The sequence below is a fragment of the Spirillospora sp. NPDC052269 genome (assembly GCF_040679435.1).
Lineage (GTDB): Bacteria > Actinomycetota > Actinomycetes > Streptosporangiales > Streptosporangiaceae > Spirillospora.
Genome location: NZ_JBFAUU010000003.1, coordinates 184,858 through 204,578, shown reverse-complemented (window position 1 = coordinate 204,578; position 19,721 = coordinate 184,858). Strand labels below are relative to the sequence as shown.

Sequence of the window (19,721 nt, the reverse complement as noted above, 5' to 3'; positions counted from 1 at the left end):
GTTATCTCCCATCCGATGTATCTCCGAATCGAAGATACATCGCATGGGAGTAGAGTTGAACGGTGCCCCAGAGTCAGAGCCAGGCGGCGGATCTGTACCGCGAGTTCGTGATCTCGTTCATGCTGCACAACCAGTCGGTCGCCGACCGGCTCGGCCTGCAGACGGTGGACGTGGCCGCGCTGATCCTCATGGAGATGCGGGGCCCGCTCGCGGTCGGGGCGATCTCCGCCGAGCTCGACCTGCCGTCGGCGTCGGCGACCCGCCTGGTCGACCGGCTCGAGCGCGGCGGCTACGTCCGGCGGACGCGCAGCCCGCACGACCGGCGCGCGGTGATCGTCGAGCCGCTCGCGGAGGGCATGGAGAAGTACTACGCCGAGGCCAGGACGTCGGAGCGGCACCTGGGGAAGGTCGCGGAGCACTTCGGCCCCGAGCAGGCCGCGCTGATGCTGGAGATGTTCACCCGCGTCGCCGCCGCGTACCGCGACGCGACCCAGGAGCTGCGCGAGAGGCCGTTCTGACGGTCAGGCCTCTTCTTCGGCGCAGATATCCGGCTCGGGTGTGAGCGCCGGACTTTGCCGTCCTCTCATGCTTCTCTCATGATCCGCGAAGAGGGCTCTCATCTGCGGTTCCTTCCCTGTGGTCCGAATCCGACCGCACGATCTGGAGGTAACCATGCACAAGAGGCTCGCCATCGGCGTGGTCACGGGAGCGCTCGCCGCCGGAGCCGTCGCGGGGGTGGCCGTCGGCCTGCCCGCGCTGGCCGACGGCTCCGCGAACGCCGGGAAGTCCGGCACGTCCGGGCAGCGCCAGGCGGACGGCCGCGGCCACGGGCACGGCCCGGGGCAGGGCCGCTTCGCCCCGCTGCACGGGGAGGTCACCGTGAAGGACGAGAGCGGCGCGTACGTCCTGCAGGACATGCAGAGCGGCAAGGTGACGGCCGCGTCCGCGACCTCGCTGACCGTCCGGAGTGACGACGGCACCGACTGGACGTGGACGGTGAAGTCAGACACACGTGTCGGCCGCGGGGAGAAGATCGACTCGATCAAGACCGGCGCCACCGTCCACGTGGAGGGCACCCGCAGCGGCGACACCCGCACGGCCGCCTTCGTGGGGCAGCCCCCGTCCGGTAAGGACGGTGACCGCGGGCACGGCGACCACCGCCCGGACGGCCGTCACGGCGACCGCGACGGTCAGCCCGGCCGCGACGGCGGCCAGGGCGGCGGGAAGGACGCCCGGCCGTCCGAGTGATCGCGGCCTGAGACGGCGGGGGCGGCGCGCCCGTCCCCGCCCTCCGGGCCGGTCAGGGGCGCCGGACCGCGGTGACCTCGATGTCCAGCTCCACCTTCGCGCTGACGAACGGCCTGGTCAGGGCGGTCTTCACGCCCCAGTCGGTGGCCTGGACGGTGGTCCGGCCGACGGCGGTCACGGCGCCGTCGGCGTCGGTACCGGTCACCATGAAGTCCATGGTGACCGGCCGGGTCGTGCCGCGGATGGTCAGGTCGCCGGTGATCCGGAAGGCCGAGTCGTCCAGGAGCCGCACCTCCGTGGAGGCGAAGGTGAGGGCCGGGTGCCTCCCCGTCTTGAGGAACATGCCGCACACCTGGGCGTCGCGCTGCCTGTTCCCGCTGTCCAGGCTCTCGGAGCGGATCGTCAGGCGGACGTGGGAACCGGCCGGGTCGGCGAGGTCCAGGCGCGCGTCCCCCTCGACCTCCTGGAAGGCGCCGCGCACCTTGCCGCCGACGGTGTGCCGGGCGACGAAGCCGATGCGCGAGCGCCCGGCGTCGAGGACGTAGTCACCGGCGAGCTCGCTGAGCCTGATCAGAGTGGTCATGATGTCGCGTTTCCCTGTCTTCGGGTGGAAAGTGGTATTCGGGGCTACGACGACGCGGCGGCGCGGAATGTGAGGCGGGCGCCGACCTCACTTTCCGGACGGCCGTCTCGTCGTACCGATGACGGACGAGACCGATCGAGGGGACGGCGACACCCATGGACACCCGCAGCGACCCGGACGCCTCAGGCCCCGGCGGCGGCCTGGACGCGGTCATGAGCGAGCGCCGGCACCTGGTGAGCCTGGCCTACCGGCTGCTCGGCTCCCTGGCGGACGCCGAGGACGTCGTCCAGGAGACCTACACGCGCTGGTACGCCATGCCGCGCGAACGGCAGGACGCGATCGACAATCCCGCGGCCTGGCTGACGAAGGTCGCGGGCCGCATCTGCCTGGACGTGCTCGGCTCGGCCCGCGTCCGGCGCGAGAGCTACGTGGGCGCCTGGCTTCCCGAGCCGGTCCCCGGCCGGATCGACGCCCGTCCGGGCGACGGCGACGCCGACCCGGCCGAGCGCGTCACCCTGGACGAGTCGATCAACATGGCGTTCCTGGTCGTCCTGGAGTCGATGACCCCGGCCGAGCGGGTGGCGTTCGTCCTGCACGACGTGTTCCGCTACCCGTTCGCCGAGGTCGCCGAGATCGTCGGCCGGACCCCGGCGGCCTGCCGCCAGCTGGCGGTCTCGGCCCGCCGGCGCCTGGAGGCGTCGCGGACGCCCGCCGTCCCGGTGGCGCAGAGCGCCCGCGTCGTCCGCGACCTCAGGCGGGCGTGGGAGGCGAAGGACATCGGCGCGCTCGTCGCCGTCCTCGCCCCCGACGCGGTCGCGGTCGGCGACGGCGGCGGTGTCGTCTCGGCCCTGCTCGAGCCGGTCGAGGGCGCCGAGGCGATCGCCCGCTACCTGGTCCGGGTGCTGGACATGGCGCCGGGCATGGAGGTCCTGGAGCAGACGGTCAACGCCCAGCCCGGCCTGGTCGTGCGCCACGAGGGCGCCATCGCGGTCGTGTTCACGTTCGACTTCGAGGAGGACGGCCGGGTGAAGCACCTCTGGGGCGTCCGGAACCCCGAGAAGCTCCGCCCCTGGGCGGCGTCCTGACCGGACGCCGCCCGCTCCCGGGTCAGCCGAAGCGCCGCGTGGCCCGGAGGTAGGGGAGGCAGAGGAAGGCCAGGACGGCGCTGACCGCGAGGGCCGGGGCCGCGCCGGCCGGGAGCAGGAGACCGCCGAGGCCCGTCCCGAGCGCGATGCCGCCGTACAGGGCGGCCGCGTTCAGGCCGATGACCACGGCGGTCTCGTCCGGGGCGGCGTTGATCAGGCGGACCTGCTGCGCCGGGGTCTGGAACCAGGTCGCGGTGCCCCACGCGACCATCAGGACGGCCGTCAGTGGCAGCGAGTGGACGCCCACGTGCGCCGCCCAGGCGAACGCGGCCAGCGTGACCGTGAGCCCGGTGAACCCGACCGCCTGGACGCGGACGGGCCCATGCCGGTCGACCCGCGCGCCCGAGAGCAGGTTCCCCAAGACGGCCCCGACCCCGTACAGGAACAGCAGCCACACCTCCTGGGACGGCCCGGTCCCGAGGGCCCGCAGCACCGGGACGGCGAACGCGTACAGGCCGTACCCCGCGGCGATCCCGGCCACCGTCAGCGGCAGGACGGCCAGGACGCCCGGCTCGCGGAGGGCGGCGAGGCGACGGCGCAGCGGGATGGGCGGAGCGCCGGGCAGCGCGGGCATCGCCGCGAGGACGCCGGCCGCCGCCACCGCGCACAGCGCCGCGACCAGGCCGAGCGTCGCGCGCCAGTCCAGGAACCGTCCGGCGAGGTTGCCCAGCGGGACGCCGAGCGCGGTGGCCATCGTCAGCCCGCCGATCACCACGGCCAGGGCGCGGGCCCGCTGGGCGGGCGCGACCAGGGACGACGCGACCGCGCCCGCGTTCGGGGTGAACACGGCGGCGCCGAACGCGGCCAGCACCCGGCTCGCCATCAGCAGCCCGAAGTCCGGCGCCAGCGCCGACCCGAGATTGGCCACCGCGAGGACGACCAGCGCGCCGACAAGCAGCGCCCGGCGTGGCACCCGCGCCAGCAGCGTGGCCAGAACCGGGGACAGCACGGCGTAGGTGACTGCGAACACCGTCGCCGACTGCCCGGCGGCCGACTCCGAGACGCGCAGCGAGTGGGCCATCGCGGGCAGGAAACCGGCCACCACGTAGGCGTCCGTCCCGACCGCGAACGTGCCGAGCGCGAGGATCGCCGTGGCGCCGAGCCCGCGCGCCCCGTCCCGCGCCCGAGGCTCCCCGGCGGAAACGGGGGCTTCCGTAGGACGATCTATCGGGATATTCGACATCCCTGTTCCTCTCAAAGAAAAAGGCCCGGGGGCGGGCCAGGGGTCAGTCGTTCATGCGCAGGTAGTCGCGGCGGGTGCGGTCGGCGCCCCGCGGGCTGTGCTCCATCAGGTCGGCGATGGTGTGGGCGGCCAGCTCGCGGCGCCAGGCCAACTCGGCCCGGCGCATCAGCGACGAGATGCCGCACGTCCTGGCGAACTCCGCCTCGGTGGCGTTCTCGCCGCCGACGCCGCGCTGCCGGACCTCGGTGCAGACGAAGAGGTCGAGGCCGTCCTCCAGGGCGGCGACGACCTCCATGACGGTGATCTTCTCCGGTGGCCGCGCCAGCGACCAGCCACCGCGGACGCCCGGACTGGACGCGAGGATCCCGGCCCGGCCCAGGGCCTGCAGGCGCTTCTTCAGGTACTCCTGCGGGAGGTCGAACCAGAGCGCCAGCCGCCGGATCGAGACGGGGGCCTGATCCTCCAGCCAGCCCAGGGTCACGCAGCAGTGCAGGCCCCACTCGACGCCCTCGCCCATACGCATAACCGGGACTATACGCGTCCCGGTTATGCGGGAGGGGTGCCGGGGCGGTCAGAGGCGGCCGGGGGAGCCGGTGCCGGCGCCGCGCAGGAGGGTGTCGACGACGAGCGTCGCCAGGGTGCCGGTGTCGTCCCCGTCCGTGCGGTGCAGGGTCGCCTGGTGGATCAGGCCGTAGTACGCGCGCCGCGTCCAGGTGATGTCGACGTCGTCGCGCAGGACGCCCGCGTCCTGCGCCCGGCGCAGCAGGCGCTCGCACGTCTCGCGGATCCCGGCGGTCACGTGCGCTACGTCCGGGGCGGGCGACGACGCCTGGTTCATCGCGAACGCCCAGTCGAGTTTCACCTCGAGGACGTTCGCGGTCGTCTGGTAGAGCGCGACCAGCGGCGGCGCGGTGTCGGGGTGGGCCGCCTCGACCGCGTCCGCGAGGCGCCGGACGGCCCACGTCCCGAGGGCCTCGACGAGGGCCTCGCGGGTGGCGAAGCGCCGGTGCACGGTCGTCCGGGCTACCCCGGCGGCCTCGGCGATCTGCTCCATCGTGGCCGCCGGGTCGCGGGCGAGGGTCCGCTCGGCCGCCTGGAGGATCGTCGTCACCGTCCGCTCGGCGTCCGCGCGGAGTGGACGGGTGCCCTTCGGTGAGGTCGCGTGCTCCTGAGTTGTCATGCCCAAAGTATACGGATGAGTCGCCGTTTGCGGGCTACTTGCAACATGGATGTTGCAAGTAGTACGTTCATCGCATCGCAGTTGATGCGGCTAACGAAAACTTTGAGGGTGAGTCATATGGAGTACACGCGTCTCGGACGTAGCGGCCTGTCGGTGTCCCGGCTGGTCCTCGGCACGATGAACTTCGGCATGAAGGCGTCCGAGGAGGACAGCCACGCGATCATGGACGCCGCGCACGGGCACGGCGTCAACTTCTTCGACACCGCGAACGTGTACGGCCGGGAGCACGGCGACGGCGCCACCGAGGAGATCATCGGACGCTGGTTCGCCCAGGGCGGCGGACGGCGCGAGAAGACCGTCCTCGGCACGAAGGTGTACATGCGGGTGGGGGACGGGCCGAACGACGGCGGCCTGTCCGCGCTGCACATCCGGCGCGAGGTCGAGAAGTCGCTGAAGCGCCTGCAGACCGACTACATCGACCTGTACCAGATGCACCACATCGACCGGAGCACTCCGTGGGAGGAGATCTGGGAGGCGTTCAGCGTCCTGCGCCAGCAGGGCAAGGTGCTGTACTTCGGGTCGTCCAACTTCGCCGGGTGGAACATCGCGCAGGCGCAGGAGGCCGCCCGGACGCGGCACTTCCTCGGCCTGGTCAGCGAGCAGTCGATCTACAACCTGATGTCGCGCTGGGTGGAGCTGGAGGTGCTGCCCGCGGCCAAGCACTACGGCGTGGGCCTGATCCCGTGGTCGCCGTTGCACGGCGGGATGCTCAGCGGCGTCCTGCGCAAGCACCGCGAGGGCGTCGCCGAGCGCAGCGGCAAGGGCCTGTGGGCCGAGACGCTCGAGCGGCACCGCGACACGCTGGAGGAGTACGAGAAGCTGGCCGCCGACCTCGGTGAGAACCCGGCGCACGTCGGCCTGGCCTGGTTGCTCGCGCAGGAGGGCGTGACCGGCCCGATCATCGGCCCCCGGACGGTCGAGCAGCTGGACGGCTCGCTGCGCGCCCTCGACATCACCCTCGACGCCGACACCCTCGCGAAGCTGGACGAACTGTTCCCGGCGCCCGGCCTGAACGGCGCCAAGCCCGCCCCCGAGGCGTACGCCTGGTAGGCCCCGTGCGGCGTCGGGGAGGCGCCACCCGTCGAGCGTCCGGCCTTCCGGGGCGGACGCTCGACGGGTAGCGTCCGAGACGGAACCTCCCTGACCGTCGAGATGGTGGAGGACGTCGCATGAGCGCACCCGCCGAGCAGGTCGTCAGGCTCACGTCGCTGTCTCCGGGCGCGGGATGCGCCTGCAAGCTGCCCCTCTCCAAGCTGGAGGGGCTGTTCGCCTCGCTCGGGCCGGGATTCGCGCCCGCGTCCGGCGACCTGCTGGTCGGCGCGGCCGAGGGCGACGACGCGGCCGTGATGCGGCTGGACGACGAGCGCGCCCTCATCCTCACCACCGACTTCTTCACTCCGATCGTCGACGACCCGTACGACTGGGGACGGATCGCCGCCACCAACGCGCTCTCCGACGTGTACGCGATGGGCGGCCGTCCGCTGATGGCGGTGAACCTCGCCGCGTGGCCCGGCGACGACCTGCCCGTCGAGACGCTCGGCGAGGTGATGCGCGGCGGCGCGGACGCGGCGTCGGCCGGCGGATGCCTCGTCGTCGGGGGCCACACCATCAGCGACCCCGTGCCGAAGTACGGCATGGCGGTCGTCGGCATGGCGCACCCCGACCGGCTGTTCGCCATCGACCGGGCGACCGCGGGGAGCCGCCTGGTCCTGACGAAGGCCATCGGGACGGGGGTCGTGTCGACCGGGCTGAAGCGCGGCGAGGCGGATCCGGACACGGTCGCCGCGGCGGTCGCGTCCATGACCACGCTCAACGCCGGGGCGTCCGAGGCCGCGCTCGCCGCCGGGGTGCGCGCCGCCACCGACGTCACCGGGTTCGGGCTGCTCGGTCACCTGCACCGGATGGCGCGCGCCGCCGGGCTGGCCGCCGAGATCCGCGCCGAGAGCGTCCCGCTGCTGCCGGGCGCCTTCGACCTGGCCGCCGCTGGATACGTCCCGGGCGGGACGAAGGCCAACATGACGTACCTGTCCGAGTTCGTCGCCGTCGCGGACGGGGTCCCGCTGGAGCTGGCCGTCCTGCTGCACGACGCGCAGACGTCCGGCGGGCTCCTCCTCGTCGTCCCGGACGACCCGGACGACCTCATCGCCGACCTGCGCGGACGCGGCCTGCCCGCCGCGCTCGTCGGACGCGCCGTCGAAGGCGAACCGGGTCGCGTCACCGTCTCCTAGGCGTCCCTCGCGGACTCCACATGGAGCAGGGTAGGAAGGTCGGAGGACTGAGAGGAGAGACGATGTCGCAGGTGGGCGGAGACCGAGGCCATCCGCTGTTCGCCCGGTACTACGCGCGGATGATCTCGACGCTGGACCGGGAGCTCGCCCCGACCCGCGCGGAACTGCTCAAGGGCCTGCGCGGCGACGTCATCGAGATCGGCGTGGGGACCGGCTCCACCTTCCCGTTCTATCCGCCCGAGGTCGACCGGATCCTGGCGGTGGAGCCCGAGGGCCGCCTCCGGGAGGCCGCCGAGGACGCCGCCGGACGCTCCCCGATCCCGATCGAGGTCGTGCCGGGCACCGCGGCGCGGCTTCCCGCCGTGGACGCGTCGTTCGACGCGGCGGTGACCTCGCTGGTGCTGTGCAGCGTCCCCGACCGGGCGGCGGCGCTGGCCGAGGTGCTCCGCGTGCTGCGTCCGGGCGGTGAGCTGCGGTTCTTCGAGCACGTCCGCGCCGGGACCCCCGGACGGGCGCGGCTGCAGGACCTCCTCGACGCCACCGTCTGGCCCCGGATGGTCGGCGGCTGCCGGACAGGGCGCGACACGGTCGCCGCCGTCCGGAAGGCGGGTTTCGAACTCGAACGGCTCGACCGGCTGGGCCGCGCCGACACCGGCCTGCCCTTCCCGACGGCCCCGCAGGTCCTGGGCATCGCGCGCCGCCCGGCCTGACCCTGACTCGGTCGGGCGTCAGTCGCGCGGGTCGGCGCGCAGGTAGGTCAGGACGGCGCGGACGCGGCGGTGGTCGTCCTCGCCCGGAGGCAGGTCCAGCTTCGCCAGGATGCCGCGGATGTGCTTGGCCACCGACGCGTCGCTGACCACCAGGGCGCGGGCGATCGCCGCGTTCGAGCGGCCCTCGGCCATCAATCCCAGCACCTCGCGTTCGCGCGGGGTGAGCACGGCGAGCGGGTCGCGGCGGCGCAGCAGCAGGCGGCGGACGACCTCCGGGTCCACGGCGGTGCCGCCCGCCGCGACCCGGGCCACCGCCTCGGCGAACTCCTCGATGTCGCCGATCCGGTCCTTCAGCAGGTAGCCGACGCCCGCGCCGCCCCGGGACGTCAGCAACTCGGTGGCCGAGTCGCGCTCGACGTACTGGCTGAGGACGAGAACCGGCGGGCCGGGACGTGTCGCGCGCAGCTCCAGCGCCGCCCGCAGTCCCTCGTCCGAGAAGCCCGGCGGCATCCGGACGTCGGTGACCACCAGGTCGGGATCGTGCTCGGCCACGGCGGCGAGCAGCGCCGGGGCGTCGCCGACCGCCGCGACCGTCCGGTGCCCGAACCGCCGGAACAGGCCGGGCAGCCCTTCGCGCAGCAGCAGGCCGTCCTCGGCGAGGACTATCCGGAGGGGGCGGTCGGGATCCACGGAAGCTCCACGCGCAGCACGGTCGGTCCCTGGGGAGGGCTGGTCAGCGACAGCCTGCCATCGACGGCCGCGACCCGCGCGGCCAGCCCGGTCAGCCCCGTCCCGGCCGCCGGGTCGGCTCCGCCGACGCCGTCGTCGTGGACCTCCAGCGCGAGGACGCCCGCCTCGACCCCGCCCCGGACCGCCGCCCGCCCGGCGCGGCTGTGCTTGGCGACGTTCGCGAGCGCCTCGCTGACCACGAAGTACGCGGTGCTCTCCAGGGCGCGCGGCAGCCGTCCGGGCAGCTCCAGGTCGACGTGGACGGGCACGGGGGAGCAGTCCGCCGCGTCCTCGACGGCGGCGAGCAGGCCGCGGTCGCTGAGCACCCCGGGGTGGACGCCCCGGATCAGCCGCCGCAGCTCGTCCAGGACGAGCTTGGACTCCCGGTGCGCCTGCTCCACCAGCGCGGACGCCTCGTCCCCGGTGCCGATCCGCGCCAGCCCGAGCGTCATGGTCAGCGCGACGAGCCGCTGCTGCGCTCCGTCGTGCAGGTCCCGCTCGATGCGCCGCCGCTCGACCTCGAACGCGTCCACCAGCTCGGCCCGGGACCTGGTCACCGCCGCGAGACGCCGCCCCAGCTCGCCCTCACGACCGGCGAGCAGCACCCGCGCGAGCGCGCCGCGCGCGGCGGCGGCCACGGTCAGGACGTACGCGGCGACGGGCAGCAGGACCAGTCCGGCCGGCACCAGCGCCCACGCCTGCCCGGCACTGCTCACCGACACGAGCTTCAGCACCTGGATCCGGTCGTCGCCGGGGTCGGCGAACGACTGCGCGTACGGCGCAGAGAGCAGCGCACACGGGACGATCAGGGTCATGACCAGCGCGGCCAGGTCGAACACCCACAGCACGGTCGCCATCAGCAGCGCGTACGCCAGCTCCCGCCAGGTCGCCTGCTCCTGGTACCGGCACATCACCCGCGCCCGCACTCCCGGACGCGCCGGACGCACATGCCCGTCCAGCGCCGGACGCCGGTCGACCAGCCCCAGGCGCCACCGCTCGAACGCGGCGAGCGGCACCCCGCACAACCCCAGCGCGACCAGCACCGGGATGCCGACCAGCACGACCGAACCGACCGCCCCGAGGACGAACACGGGCAGCAGGACCAGCAGCGACGCGCATCCCCCGACCGCGCCGCCGGCCAGGTACGCCATCGCCCGCCACGGCCAGCCCGTCAGCAGGAAACGCCGCGTGAGGAGGGCCTGCCATGCCGTCGTGCTCACCATGCGGACACCGTAGGACAGAACGGCCTCCGAGCCCGCACCGCCACCGGACGGGCGAGGAAAGGTAGCGCCTGCGCTACCGCGAAGAGTGGCACTGGCGGCGCTGTGCCGTCGCCGGTCCGCCGATTGACTTCCGGGCATGGATGACGTGGTTCAACTCCCGTCGCTCACCGCCGACCTGCTGCGCCGCCTGGCCGACGAGCGGCGGCAGACGATCATCATGGCCACGCACGAGCAGGTCGCCGCGCACGTCACCCGGCTGGAGGCGCGCGCGTGCTGAGCATCGCCCTGTCCACGCTGCGGACGCGCCGCCTCTCCCTGGCCGGGACGTTCGTCGCGCTCGCCCTGGGCGTGGCCATGACCGCCGCCATGGGCCTCGCGCTCGCCGCGACGCTCGACCCGGCGCACCGGCCGAGGCCGGAGCGGTTCGCGCAGGCCGACGCGGTGGTCCGGCCCGTCCGGACGTTGACCGTGACGGCGGGCTCGAGGACGCAGCACCGGGCGCTCGAAGCCTCGAAGGGGCTGCCGCCCGAACTCGTCGCGAAGGTGAGGGCGGCCGTTCCGGCCGTCGCGGACCGGAGCTTCCCCGCACATGTGGTCGGCGACGGCCCGACGAACCTCGGGCACCCCTGGTCGGTGGCGCGGTTCGGCGGGTACCGGCTCGTCGCGGGGACCGGTCCGCGCACGTCCGGCGAGATCGTCCTCGCTGGTGGGGACGGGCGGCCGGGCGAGCGCGTCGACGTGGTGACCGGCGCCGACATCCGGACGTACACGGTCTCCGGCGTCACCGCGCAGTCCGGGTTCGAGCACGCCGTGTTCTTCGCCGACCGCGAGGCCGCGCGGCTGTCCCCGCGCGTGGACGGCCTGGCGGTCACGGGCTCAGCAGGCTCCGCGGCCGCTGCGGACGCCGCACGCCGCGCCGCCGGGACGTCCGCCGAGGTGCTCACCGGCGTGTCCCGGCACGAGGCCGACCCCGACCCGGACCGCGAGCGCCGCGCGCTGAACGACACCGGCGTGCTGCTCGGCGTCGCCGCGGGCGTCGCCGGGTTCGTCGCGGTGTTCGTCGTGGCGTCCACGTTCGCGCTGGCCGTGGCGCAGCGGCGGCGCGAGCTGGCGCTGCTGCGCGTCATCGGGGCGACGCCGAGGCAGGTCCGGCGGATGCTGACGGCGGAGTCGCTGCTGGTCGGCCTGGCCGCCTCGGCCGTGGGCTGCGCCCTGGCGCCGATGGCCGCGAGGCTCCTCGGGCGGTGGCTCGTGCGGCACGGGCTCGCGCCGTCGTGGTTCGGTGTCCCCCTGTCGGCCTGGCCGCTCGTGATCGCGTTCCTGACCGGCCTCACGGTGTCGCTGCTCGGAGTGGTGGCGGCGTCCCGGCGGGCGGGACGGGTGCGTCCGGCCGAGGCGCTGCGGGAGACCTGCGTGGAGGGACGCGCTATGACGCCTGTCCGGTGGCTGCTCGGGCTGGCCGCGTTCGGCTCCGGCCTCGCGACCATGGCCACGACCGCCGTGAGCGATCCGGCCTCGGCGGCGAACCGCAAGGGGTACACCCCGGCGATCATGTTGCTGATCACCGGCGCCGCACTGCTCGCGCCCGTCGTCGTGCCCCGGGTGACGCGGCTGCTCACCTGGCCGCTGACCCGCTCCGGCGGCGCCACCGGGCTGCTGGTGCGGGAGAACACCCTGGCCGCGGCCCGCCGGACGGCGGCGGTCGCCGCGCCCGTCCTGGTCACGGTCGGGCTGGCCGGCGCGCTGCTCGGCACGGGCTCCTCGGTGGACGCGACCAGGGCCGCCGAGGCACGGCAGCGCGTCCGCGCGGACTTCGTCGTCCGGCCGGACGGCGGTGGCGGCGCCGTCAGCGACGTGGCGCTGAACCGGGTGCGGTCCGTTCCGGGAGTGGAGGCCGTGCCGGTAGGGCGGACGCCGGTGTACGCGGTCGGCGACGGCGGGACGCTCCGCCGGTTCGACGCGCGGATCGTCCGGGGGAGTGACCTGGGCAGGACCGAGCGGCTGGAGGTGAGCGGCGGCGCGATCACCGGCCTCGGCGACGACGCGCTGGTCGTGGACGAGGGGTGGGAGCGGAGGCCCGGCGATCGCGTGGACCTGTGGCTCGCCGACGGCACCCGCGCCTCCGTGCGCGTGGCGGCGGTCCTGAAGAGCGGCCTGGACGACGGCGCGACCTACCTGACGTCCGCGCACGGCGGCCCGTCCCCGACCGGACGCGTCGACGTGATCGTCCGCGCGGGCGCCGACCGCTCCGCGGTGGCCCGTGAGCTGCGCGCCGCGACCAAGGGGCTCGGTGTGGAGACCGTCTCCGCGCGTTCGGCCGACGGGACGTCCGGAACGGGGCGGAGCAGCAGGTTGGGGATCCTGGTGACGCTGGGCATCGCCCTCGCCTACTGCGGGATCGCGGTCGCGAACGCCCTGGCCATGGCGGCGGCCGACCGGTCACGCGACCAGGCCGTCCTGCGCCTGTCCGGCGCGACGCCGCTCCAGGTCGCGCGGGTCGCGGTGGGCGAGGCCCTCGTGGTGGTGTGCGTGGGCGTGGTGCTGGCCTTGGCGGTCACGGCGGTCGGCCTCGCCGGGACGTGGGTGGCGCTGAGCCGCGTGACCGGCGCGACGTCGCTCGTCGTCCCTTGGCAGCCGCTCGCCGCCACCGCCGGTGTCTGCGCGCTCATCGCCCTGGCGGCCACGCTCGTCCCGATCGTCCGGCCGCCGCGGACCGGCGCCACCGCCGCCGGCCTGCGCGACTGACCCTCACCGGCGGGGTGACCTCCGGCGGACGGTCCGCAGCCGCGAGGTCACCCGCTCGGACGACGCGGACACGACCACCGACCGCGCCCGGACGTCCGCCTCGGCGACCCAGAACCGGTCACCGAACACCAGGACGTCCACGGGCACGTCCACGCCCCGGCCGGTGAACGAGACCCGCACCGGCGCACCGTCCGGCGGGAGCTGGCCCCAGGCGAGCACCCACCCCCGCCCCCGCACCGCGCCGCGCAGCAGCGACCGGGTGAAGCCGTCCGCCACGGTCACGTCGTACAGGCCGCCGTGGACGTGGACCTCCAGTGCGACGCGGCCGCGGGTCCCCCGGGCCAGGCGCGCCCGGCACCGGTCGGAGCCGAGTCCGTCCAGCTCGTCCGCCGTGTCCCGCGTGGACTCCAACTCCATGACCGTCATCCCCGAACCTCGCCTTCAGCAGCTTGTGCCTCCAGCATCGGGGAGCGCGACGCGGCTGTCGGTAGCTCCTGATTCCGTCCGACGGTGGTGCTGGCGCTACCTCTCCGGAGACGGCGTGACGGTGTCGTACGTCGCGCGGTTGGCGATCACGTCGTCCATGTGGGTCTCGGCCCAGGTCTTCAGGCCGCGCACCATGTGGCGCAGCGAGAGGCCCAGGTCGGTCAGCTCGTAGGTGACCGTGACGGGCACGGTGGGCTCCACGGCGCGGCTGATCAGCCCGTCGCGCTCCAGCGCGCGCAGAGTCTGGGTCAGCATCTTCTGGCTGACACCGTCCAGCGTGCGGGACAGTTCCGAGTAGCGCATCGCCCGGGGTTCACCGGGGGCGCAGTCGTCACCCGGACGCGAGCCCTCCCCGCCGAGGGCGGCGAGGATCAGCGCGACCCACTTGCCGGAGATCAGGTTGAGCAGGTCGCGGCTCGGACACGCCGCCAGGAAGGCGTTGTACTCCACCTTCGACCGTTCCCGCTCCTGGGCCCGCCGCTGAGCCGCCGTCGTCGTCGCCACCGCTCGCTCCTTCGCCGCACGAGGTGTGCTACGCACTTTCAGGTGCCTACTTCCTATAAGGAAGCTACTACCCCAGGGTGGACGAGGAGCCGCGAAGGCTCCCTCCGCAACACACCACCAAGGACGAAGACAGAGGTACGAGCATGTCCTCCCACTCCCTTCCCGGCGGCACCTGGACCTTGGGCGATATGCCCGTCTCCCGGTTCGGGTACGGCGCCATGCAGCTCGCCGGTCCCGGGGTCATGGGCCCGCCCGCCGACCGGGACGGCGCACTGGCCGTCCTCCGCGAGGCCGTGGACCTCGGCATCACGCACATCGACACCGCCGGGGCCTACGGCCCGCGCGTCACCAACCGGCTGATCCGGGAGGCGCTGCATCCCTATCCCGACGGGCTGCACGTCGCGACCAAGGTCGGCGCGATCCGCGACGAGCAGGGCGGCTGGCCCCCGGCCCGGCGACCCGAGGACCTGCGCTGCGCCGTCCACGAGAACCTCGAGGATCTCGGCCTGGAGACGCTCGACCTGGTCGACCTCCGGCTCGGCGACGCCGAGGGGCCTCGGCCCGAGCCGGTCGCCGAGGCGTTCGGAACGCTCGTCGAGCTCCAGCGGCAGGGCCTGATCCGGCACCTCGGCGTGAGCAACGCGACGGCCGAACAGGTCGCCGAGGCCCGCGCGATCGCGCCGATCGTGTGCGTGCAGAACATGTACAACCTGGCCTATCGGCAGGACGACGCGCTGATCGACGAGCTCGCGGCGGAGGGCGTCGCCTACGTGCCCTTCTTCCCGCTCGGCGGCTTCACCCCGCTGCAGGCCTCGGCGTTGTCGAACGTCGCCGCCCGGCTGGACGCGACACCGATGTCGGTCGCCCTGGCCTGGTTGCTGCAGCGGTCACCGAACATCCTGCTGATCCCCGGCACCTCCTCGGTGGCGCACCTGCGCGAGAACATCGCCGGTGCGGGACTCGTCCTCGCCGGCAAGGACCTCGCCGAGCTGGACGAGATCGGCCGCTGACGGAGCGCCTCCAGGGACAGGCGTGCCCGGACGCGCGGTCAGGCCGGGGACGCGCCGAGGTTGCGCAGGCCGACCGCCGCGACGTGGGCCATCGCGCGCAGCTCCTCCTCGAGGGCCCGCCGTCCTTCGGAGGTGAGCCGGACGGGCCGCTGGCGGCCCTCGCCGTCCAGATGCTCGACGAAGCCCTTGGCCTCGAGCCGGGTGAGCGCGCCGTACAGGCTGCCCGGCCCGAGCCGGCTCCCGGTGAGTTCCTCGATCGCGGTGTTGATGGCGTAGCCGTGCATCGGGCCGTTCGCCAGCACGCACAGCACGAGCGTCTGCGAGTCGTTGACCTGCACGGATCCCCCTCCGATGTGTCCTGGTACGCGTCAAGTATCAGGCAGCGGCGGTCCGCCGCGCGAACGGGGCGGGGCCGTTCATCGCCAACTAATACACAACGCGTACTACGGGGCGCGTACTATTGGCGTGTGGAACCTTTCGGGAAGGCGCCCGTGCGGGCGGGCGTGATCGGGATGAGCCTGGTGGCGGCGGGCCTGTTCGAGGCGCTGACGGTGTTCGCGACCCAGGACAAGACGGTCAGGGCGGTGAGCCCCTGGCAGGACGACCCGTACGATGCGGCCGTGTCGCTCTGCCAGTTCGCGGTGCCGATGCTCGCGGCGGTCGTCCTGCTGCGGCTGCCCGTCTGGCGCGCGCCCGGCGGCCCGGACCGCGCGCAGCAGACGGCGCGCGCGGCCGGGGCGATGCTCGCGCTCGTCGCGCTGACCCTCGTCGCCGAGTGGGCCGCCGTCATCGGCCGCGTCGGCCACGCGGACTGGAACGGCTGGACGTCGTTCCTGATCGGCGGCCTGGTGGCGAACTCGCTGCTCACGGGGTTCGTGATGGCGCTGCTGTGGCGGGGACGCGCGCCGCGCGGCTCGTCCGGCCGATGGAGCCACGACTGGCTCGGCGACGTCCTCCTGCTCGGGGCACGGGCCCCGGTGCTGCGACGCTGGGCCCGTCCGGAGGTCGCCGACCGGGTGCGGCGGCACGCCCTGGCCGTGTTCACCACGGCGAGCCTGGTGGCCGCGACCGGGATCACCGCCGCGCAGGCGATCGGCGAGCGGTGGACCGACCCGCTGCTCGCCACCTGGATGTTCGCCGTCGAGCTGACGGCCTTCCTGACGTTCTGCCTGCTGACGAATGCCGTCGCCGGTTTCCTCGCCCGTCCGCCGCGTCCGCGGGGATGGCGCGTGGCCGAGACCTCGTTCGTCGTCGGGGCCGTCGCGACCCACCTCGTGGCCGCGTTCCGGAACGCGCTGTGGCCCGGCCCGACGCCGATCACGTCCGTGCCGACGGTGTTCGCCCTCACGTTCGGCGTGGGCCTGGCCTTCGGCGTCGCCGCGGTCCTTCTCCTGCTCGGCCCGGCGGGGCGGCTCGGCTCCCGCGCGGGCTAGCGGTTCCGTCCGGCGGACCGTCGTTCAGCGGAAGAGTTCCCGGGCCCGGCGGGCCACCTCGTCCGGCCTGAGGTCAAGCGTGGATCAGGGCGCGGGCCGCAGGACCGACAGAAGGGTCGTCTGGAGGACGCCCGCCGCGCCGTCCCGGTCGAGCGCGCCGGCGGCGACGTCGTCCGCGGCGGCGTGGAGCAGTGCGTAGACGGTCGTGACCAGCCAGTCCGTGGTCAGGTCCGTCCGGAACGCGCCGGTGGAGCGGCCGCGTTCGACCAGTGCGCGGACGGCCTCCATCGGCTGGTCGTGGTGCTCGCGGACCTCCTCGGCGGGCAGCGCTCGGACCGCCGCCTCGTGCAGGCGTCCGTAGCGGCTGAGGACCGGCCAGCTCTCGCGGATCAGCCGCGCGAACGCCACGTCCGGCGGGTCGCCGTCCTCGCCGCCCGCGGCTCCGGTCACCGCGGCCATGCTCTCCTCGATGGCCCGCGTGAGGACGGCCCGGACGAGGTCCTCGCGGGACGGGAAGTGGGCGTACACCGTGACGCGCCCGACGCCCGCGGCCTTGGCGATGTCGCCGACGCCGGCGTCCGGCGCGCGGGCGAGCAGATCGGTCGCGGCGTCCAGGATCGCGGCGATGTTGCGTTCGGCGTCCGCGCGGCGGCGCGTGGTTCCCGCACTCGGCATGGCCCCCACCCTACCCCGTAAGTCGAACAAGCCTGTTGGATTTCGCCTCCGGGTCGGGGTACCTTAAATCGAACAGTGCTGTTCGGTTTATGTCCCTTGTTCAGAGGAGAAGTCCGGTGGCCCACCCCCACGCCCCCCACGACCCGCACCCGGCCCAGGGCGCGCACGCAGCGCACGGCGAGGCGCACGGCCACGCAGCGCACGGCGGCGCGCCCGACCCGCGCCGCTGGCGGGCCTTGGTCCTGCTGAGCATCGCCCAGTTCATGCTCATCCTGGACGTCACGGTCGTCAACGTCGCGCTGCCCGACATCGGCGCCGACCTGCACCTCGGCCGCACCGCCCTGACCTGGGCCGTGACCGCCTACACGCTGTTCTTCGGCGGCCTGATGGCGCTCGGCGGACGGCTCGCCGACGCGTTCGGCGCCCGCCGCGTCCTGCTGACCGGCCTGGCGCTGTTCACCGTCGCCTCGCTCGCGACCGGCCTCGCCGGGAACGCCGCCCTGCTGCTGGGCGGACGCGTCGCCCAGGGCATCGGCGCGGCGCTGCTGTCCCCGGCGGCGCTGTCCACCATCACGACCGGTTTCCACGGGCCCGAGCGGAACAAGGCCCTCGGCGTCTGGGCGTCCCTCGGCGGGATCGGCTTCGCCGCGGGCGTCCTGTTCGGCGGCGCGCTCACCGCCGGACCCGGCTGGCGCTGGGTGTTCTTCGTGAACGTCCCGGTCGGGCTGGTCCTGCTCGCCGTCCTGCCCGCCACGCTCGGCGCCGCGCGCGCAGCGGCCCCGCGCGACCTCGACCTGCTCGGCGCGGCCACCGTCACCGCGGCCACCGGCTCGTTCATCTACGGCATGGTCCACGCGGGCGACGCCGGGTGGCCCACCCTCGGGACGCTGCTGCCGCTGGCCGCCGCCGTCCTGCTCTACGCGCTCTTCGCCCTGGTCGAGCGGCGTGTCCGGAACCCGCTGATGAACGTCCGCATGCTGGGTCGCCGTCCGGTCGCCGTCGGCGGGTTCCTGATGCTGATCGGGTCCGGCCTGCTGATCTCGATGTTCTTCCTCGGGTCGCTCTACCTCCAGCACCTGCGGGGGATCGGCGCGCTGCGGACCGGCCTGCTGTTCCTGCCCGCCGCGTTCGCCACCGGGGTCGGCGCCCACCTCGCCGGACGCCTCGTCGGGACGGTCGGACGCCGCCCGGTCGCCGTCGCCGGCCTCGGCCTGGTGGCGACCGGCACCGGCCTGCTGACGCTCCTCCCGTCGACCGGGAGCGTCGCCCTGCACTTCCTGCCCGGCATCACGATCGCCGCGGCGGGCGTGGGACCGGTGTTCGTCACCGCCACCACCTCGGCGCTCGCGCACGTCACGCACTCCGAGGCCGGGCTGGTCTCCGGCGTCGTCAACACCTTCCACGAGCTGGGCGCGGCGATCGGCGTGGCGCTCGCCTCGACGCTCGCCGCCTCCGGCATCGCCGCCGCGCCGTCCGTCGACGGCTTCACCCGCGCGTACACCGCGTTCGCGGTCACCGCCGGCGTGGCCGCCGTCCTGTCCCTGTGGCTCGTCCCGCCCGGAAAGCCGGAGATGACCGGCGGTCCGCACGTCCACTGAAAGGCCCCGGGTCCCTTGCCGCTCTCCGGCCGGGGACCCGGTGTCCGTCAGACGCGGTGCGCCATCGGCGCGATCTTGGCGGGGTTCATCAGCCAGTGGATCTGGTCGACACCGCCTTCGGAGACGCCGAGAGCGACCACGGCGGACAGCTCGCCGTCCCTGCTGAGCACAGCCGCGGGCTGCCCGTTCACCTCGGCCACCCGCACGTCCGCGCCCGCCCAGAAGTGATCCGCGAACGCCCGGACGTACTTCGCGACGCGTTCGGCGCCCACCACCGGGAACCGCGAGGCCCGGACGGCCCCGCCGCCGTCGGCGTAGCTGACCACGTCCTCCGCGAGGATCTTCTCCAGCCCGGAGAGATCCCCGACGCGGGCGGCGGCCACGAACGCCTCCAGCAGGCGGCGCTGCTCGGACGTGTCCACCGGGGCACGGCGCCCTGCCCGCACATGCCTGCGGGCCCGGCTGACCAGCTGCCGGGCCCCCGGCACGCTGACCTGGACGATGTCGGCGATCAGCGGGTACGGGTAGTCGAACGCCTCGCGGAGCACGTACGCCGCGCGCTCGGTGGGCGACAGCCGCTCCAGCAGGAGCAGCACCGCGAAGCCCAGCGCCTCGTCCCGCTCGGCCCCGAGGTACGGGTCGTCGGCCGTCTCCACCGGCTCCGGCAGCCACGGCCCGACATAGCTCTCCCGCCGGACCCGCGCCGACTGCAGGACGTTGATCGCCAGCCGCGTGGTCGTCGTCGCGAGGAACGCGACGGGGTCGGCCACGGCGGCGCGGTCGTAGGACTGCCAGCGCAGCCACACCTCCTGCAGGAGGTCCTCGGCCTCGGTGACGCTGCCGAGCATGCGGTAGGCGATGCCGAACAGCCTCGGCCGCGCCTCGGCGTAGACCGCCAGGGCGTGGTCGAGCCCGTCCGCACCGTCCGCCGCCGGACGGCCCGCGCCGTCCGCCCCCGCCACGGCCTCACCCACGATGATC

At 74.1% G+C, this 19,721-nt stretch carries 22 protein-coding genes; 11 read left to right on the top strand and 11 right to left on the bottom strand.

Annotation, left to right across the window (positions count from 1 at the left end):
• Nucleotides 1–62: 62 nt before the first annotated feature.
• Both AB0L06_RS07485 and AB0L06_RS07480 read left to right on the top strand, forming a co-directional pair.
• Nucleotides 63–518 carry a MarR family winged helix-turn-helix transcriptional regulator gene (locus AB0L06_RS07485; protein ID WP_500230083.1) on the top strand — a complete coding sequence of 152 codons (456 nt, stop codon included), beginning with the start codon at nt 63–65 and terminating at the stop codon, nt 516–518.
• Between the two features lie 154 nt (nt 519–672).
• Nucleotides 673–1,248 (top strand): DUF5666 domain-containing protein, encoded by a 576-nt coding sequence (locus AB0L06_RS07480; protein ID WP_500230082.1) that lies wholly within the window; start codon nt 673–675, stop codon nt 1,246–1,248.
• A gap of 52 nt (nt 1,249–1,300) precedes the next feature.
• Here the strand turns inward: AB0L06_RS07480 and AB0L06_RS07475 are convergent, their stop codons facing one another.
• Entirely contained in the window at nt 1,301–1,831 is a 531-nt protein-coding gene (locus AB0L06_RS07475; RefSeq protein WP_500230081.1) for a YceI family protein, read from the bottom strand.
• Nucleotides 1,832–1,986: 155 nt separating this feature from the next.
• Here AB0L06_RS07475 and sigJ point away from each other — a divergent pair, with 155 nt between their 5' ends.
• Nucleotides 1,987–2,916, top strand: a complete 930-nt coding sequence (gene sigJ, locus AB0L06_RS07470; protein ID WP_500230080.1) for an RNA polymerase sigma factor SigJ — start codon at nt 1,987–1,989, stop codon at nt 2,914–2,916.
• A 22-nt stretch (nt 2,917–2,938) separates the two neighbouring features.
• Here the strand turns inward: sigJ and AB0L06_RS07465 are convergent, their stop codons facing one another.
• From AB0L06_RS07465 to AB0L06_RS07455, 3 genes are read right to left on the bottom strand one after another with little or no spacing between them, the layout of a single operon-like run.
• A complete protein-coding gene (locus tag AB0L06_RS07465) occupies nt 2,939–4,159 on the bottom strand; it encodes an MFS transporter (protein WP_500230079.1) in 1,221 nt (406 codons plus the stop codon).
• 43 nt (nt 4,160–4,202) lie between these two features.
• Nucleotides 4,203–4,682 (bottom strand): RrF2 family transcriptional regulator, encoded by a 480-nt coding sequence (locus AB0L06_RS07460; RefSeq protein WP_500230078.1) that lies wholly within the window; start codon nt 4,680–4,682, stop codon nt 4,203–4,205.
• A gap of 48 nt (nt 4,683–4,730) precedes the next feature.
• Nucleotides 4,731–5,339: a TetR/AcrR family transcriptional regulator gene (locus tag AB0L06_RS07455; RefSeq protein ID WP_500230077.1), complete on the bottom strand. Its 609-nt coding sequence runs from the start codon at nt 5,337–5,339 to the stop codon at nt 4,731–4,733.
• A gap of 117 nt (nt 5,340–5,456) precedes the next feature.
• On the opposite strand from AB0L06_RS07455, the gene AB0L06_RS07450 reads away from it, so the two are divergent.
• The 3 genes from AB0L06_RS07450 (at nt 5,457) to AB0L06_RS07440 (ending at nt 8,337) form a co-directional block, all read left to right on the top strand.
• Nucleotides 5,457–6,449, top strand: coding sequence for an aldo/keto reductase (locus tag AB0L06_RS07450; RefSeq protein ID WP_500230076.1), 993 nt, complete (start codon nt 5,457–5,459; stop codon nt 6,447–6,449).
• A gap of 119 nt (nt 6,450–6,568) precedes the next feature.
• Nucleotides 6,569–7,627 (top strand): selenide, water dikinase SelD, encoded by a 1,059-nt coding sequence (gene selD / locus AB0L06_RS07445; RefSeq protein WP_500230075.1) that lies wholly within the window; start codon nt 6,569–6,571, stop codon nt 7,625–7,627.
• Nucleotides 7,628–7,689: 62 nt separating this feature from the next.
• A complete protein-coding gene (locus AB0L06_RS07440) occupies nt 7,690–8,337 on the top strand; it encodes a class I SAM-dependent methyltransferase (RefSeq protein ID WP_500230074.1) in 648 nt (215 codons plus the stop codon).
• Nucleotides 8,338–8,355: 18 nt separating this feature from the next.
• On the opposite strand, the gene AB0L06_RS07435 is transcribed toward AB0L06_RS07440, so the two are convergent.
• Both AB0L06_RS07435 and AB0L06_RS07430 read right to left on the bottom strand, forming a co-directional pair.
• On the bottom strand, nt 8,356–9,027 hold the full coding sequence (locus AB0L06_RS07435; protein ID WP_500230073.1) for a response regulator: 672 nt from the start codon (nt 9,025–9,027) through the stop codon (nt 8,356–8,358).
• Nucleotides 9,000–10,289, bottom strand: coding sequence for a sensor histidine kinase (locus AB0L06_RS07430; RefSeq protein WP_500230072.1), 1,290 nt, complete (start codon nt 10,287–10,289; stop codon nt 9,000–9,002). The genes AB0L06_RS07435 and AB0L06_RS07430 overlap by 28 nt, the downstream gene beginning before the upstream one ends.
• 136 nt (nt 10,290–10,425) lie before the next feature.
• Here AB0L06_RS07430 and AB0L06_RS07425 point away from each other — a divergent pair, with 136 nt between their 5' ends.
• Together AB0L06_RS07425 and AB0L06_RS07420 are read left to right on the top strand one after the other, a co-directional pair.
• A complete protein-coding gene (locus AB0L06_RS07425; RefSeq protein ID WP_500230071.1) occupies nt 10,426–10,566 on the top strand; it encodes a hypothetical protein in 141 nt (46 codons plus the stop codon).
• Entirely contained in the window at nt 10,560–13,034 is a 2,475-nt protein-coding gene (locus AB0L06_RS07420) for an FtsX-like permease family protein (RefSeq protein WP_500230070.1), read from the top strand. The genes AB0L06_RS07425 and AB0L06_RS07420 overlap by 7 nt, the downstream gene beginning before the upstream one ends.
• Before the next feature lie 3 nt (nt 13,035–13,037).
• On the opposite strand, the gene AB0L06_RS07415 is transcribed toward AB0L06_RS07420, so the two are convergent.
• Together AB0L06_RS07415 and AB0L06_RS07410 are read right to left on the bottom strand one after the other, a co-directional pair.
• Nucleotides 13,038–13,460: a hypothetical protein gene (locus AB0L06_RS07415; protein ID WP_500230069.1), complete on the bottom strand. Its 423-nt coding sequence runs from the start codon at nt 13,458–13,460 to the stop codon at nt 13,038–13,040.
• A gap of 96 nt (nt 13,461–13,556) precedes the next feature.
• Entirely contained in the window at nt 13,557–14,024 is a 468-nt protein-coding gene (locus tag AB0L06_RS07410; RefSeq protein ID WP_500230068.1) for a winged helix-turn-helix transcriptional regulator, read from the bottom strand.
• A gap of 143 nt (nt 14,025–14,167) precedes the next feature.
• Here AB0L06_RS07410 and AB0L06_RS07405 point away from each other — a divergent pair, with 143 nt between their 5' ends.
• Nucleotides 14,168–15,034 carry an aldo/keto reductase family oxidoreductase gene (locus AB0L06_RS07405; RefSeq protein ID WP_500230067.1) on the top strand — a complete coding sequence of 289 codons (867 nt, stop codon included), beginning with the start codon at nt 14,168–14,170 and terminating at the stop codon, nt 15,032–15,034.
• Nucleotides 15,035–15,072: 38 nt separating this feature from the next.
• On the opposite strand, the gene AB0L06_RS07400 is transcribed toward AB0L06_RS07405, so the two are convergent.
• On the bottom strand, nt 15,073–15,372 hold the full coding sequence (locus AB0L06_RS07400; protein ID WP_500230066.1) for a PadR family transcriptional regulator: 300 nt from the start codon (nt 15,370–15,372) through the stop codon (nt 15,073–15,075).
• Between the two features lie 129 nt (nt 15,373–15,501).
• On the opposite strand from AB0L06_RS07400, the gene AB0L06_RS07395 reads away from it, so the two are divergent.
• On the top strand, nt 15,502–16,467 hold the full coding sequence (locus tag AB0L06_RS07395; protein ID WP_500230065.1) for a hypothetical protein: 966 nt from the start codon (nt 15,502–15,504) through the stop codon (nt 16,465–16,467).
• Nucleotides 16,468–16,551: 84 nt separating this feature from the next.
• On the opposite strand, the gene AB0L06_RS07390 is transcribed toward AB0L06_RS07395, so the two are convergent.
• Nucleotides 16,552–17,142, bottom strand: coding sequence for a TetR/AcrR family transcriptional regulator (locus AB0L06_RS07390; protein WP_500230064.1), 591 nt, complete (start codon nt 17,140–17,142; stop codon nt 16,552–16,554).
• A 116-nt stretch (nt 17,143–17,258) separates the two neighbouring features.
• Between AB0L06_RS07390 and AB0L06_RS07385 the strand changes: the two genes are divergently transcribed.
• The gene (locus tag AB0L06_RS07385; RefSeq protein ID WP_500230063.1) at nt 17,259–18,740 is read left to right on the top strand and encodes an MFS transporter; all 1,482 of its coding nucleotides are present in this window, start codon (nt 17,259–17,261) and stop codon (nt 18,738–18,740) included.
• A gap of 47 nt (nt 18,741–18,787) precedes the next feature.
• Here AB0L06_RS07385 and AB0L06_RS07380 read toward each other — a convergent pair whose 3' ends face one another.
• On the bottom strand, nt 18,788–19,714 hold the full coding sequence (locus AB0L06_RS07380) for an RNA polymerase sigma-70 factor (RefSeq protein ID WP_500230062.1): 927 nt from the start codon (nt 19,712–19,714) through the stop codon (nt 18,788–18,790).
• Nucleotides 19,715–19,721: the final 7 nt, after the last annotated feature.

Excerpts from the sequence above, each read along its gene's own strand:
- AB0L06_RS07480 (WP_500230082.1), top strand. The coding sequence starts at position 673 with ATGCACAAGAGGCTCGCCATCGGCGTGGTCACGGGAGCGCTCGCCGCC.
- AB0L06_RS07475 (WP_500230081.1), bottom strand. The coding sequence starts at position 1,831 with ATGACCACTCTGATCAGGCTCAGCGAGCTCGCCGGTGACTACGTCCTC.
- sigJ (WP_500230080.1), top strand. The coding sequence starts at position 1,987 with ATGGACACCCGCAGCGACCCGGACGCCTCAGGCCCCGGCGGCGGCCTG.
- AB0L06_RS07465 (WP_500230079.1), bottom strand. The coding sequence starts at position 4,159 with ATGTCGAATATCCCGATAGATCGTCCTACGGAAGCCCCCGTTTCCGCC.
- AB0L06_RS07460 (WP_500230078.1), bottom strand. The coding sequence starts at position 4,682 with ATGCGTATGGGCGAGGGCGTCGAGTGGGGCCTGCACTGCTGCGTGACC.
- AB0L06_RS07455 (WP_500230077.1), bottom strand. The coding sequence starts at position 5,339 with ATGACAACTCAGGAGCACGCGACCTCACCGAAGGGCACCCGTCCACTC.
- AB0L06_RS07450 (WP_500230076.1), top strand. The coding sequence starts at position 5,457 with ATGGAGTACACGCGTCTCGGACGTAGCGGCCTGTCGGTGTCCCGGCTG.
- selD (WP_500230075.1), top strand. The coding sequence starts at position 6,569 with ATGAGCGCACCCGCCGAGCAGGTCGTCAGGCTCACGTCGCTGTCTCCG.
- AB0L06_RS07440 (WP_500230074.1), top strand. The coding sequence starts at position 7,690 with ATGTCGCAGGTGGGCGGAGACCGAGGCCATCCGCTGTTCGCCCGGTAC.
- AB0L06_RS07430 (WP_500230072.1), bottom strand. The coding sequence starts at position 10,289 with ATGGTGAGCACGACGGCATGGCAGGCCCTCCTCACGCGGCGTTTCCTG.
- AB0L06_RS07425 (WP_500230071.1), top strand. The coding sequence starts at position 10,426 with ATGGATGACGTGGTTCAACTCCCGTCGCTCACCGCCGACCTGCTGCGC.
- AB0L06_RS07415 (WP_500230069.1), bottom strand. The coding sequence starts at position 13,460 with ATGACGGTCATGGAGTTGGAGTCCACGCGGGACACGGCGGACGAGCTG.
- AB0L06_RS07405 (WP_500230067.1), top strand. The coding sequence starts at position 14,168 with ATGTCCTCCCACTCCCTTCCCGGCGGCACCTGGACCTTGGGCGATATG.
- AB0L06_RS07390 (WP_500230064.1), bottom strand. The coding sequence starts at position 17,142 with ATGCCGAGTGCGGGAACCACGCGCCGCCGCGCGGACGCCGAACGCAAC.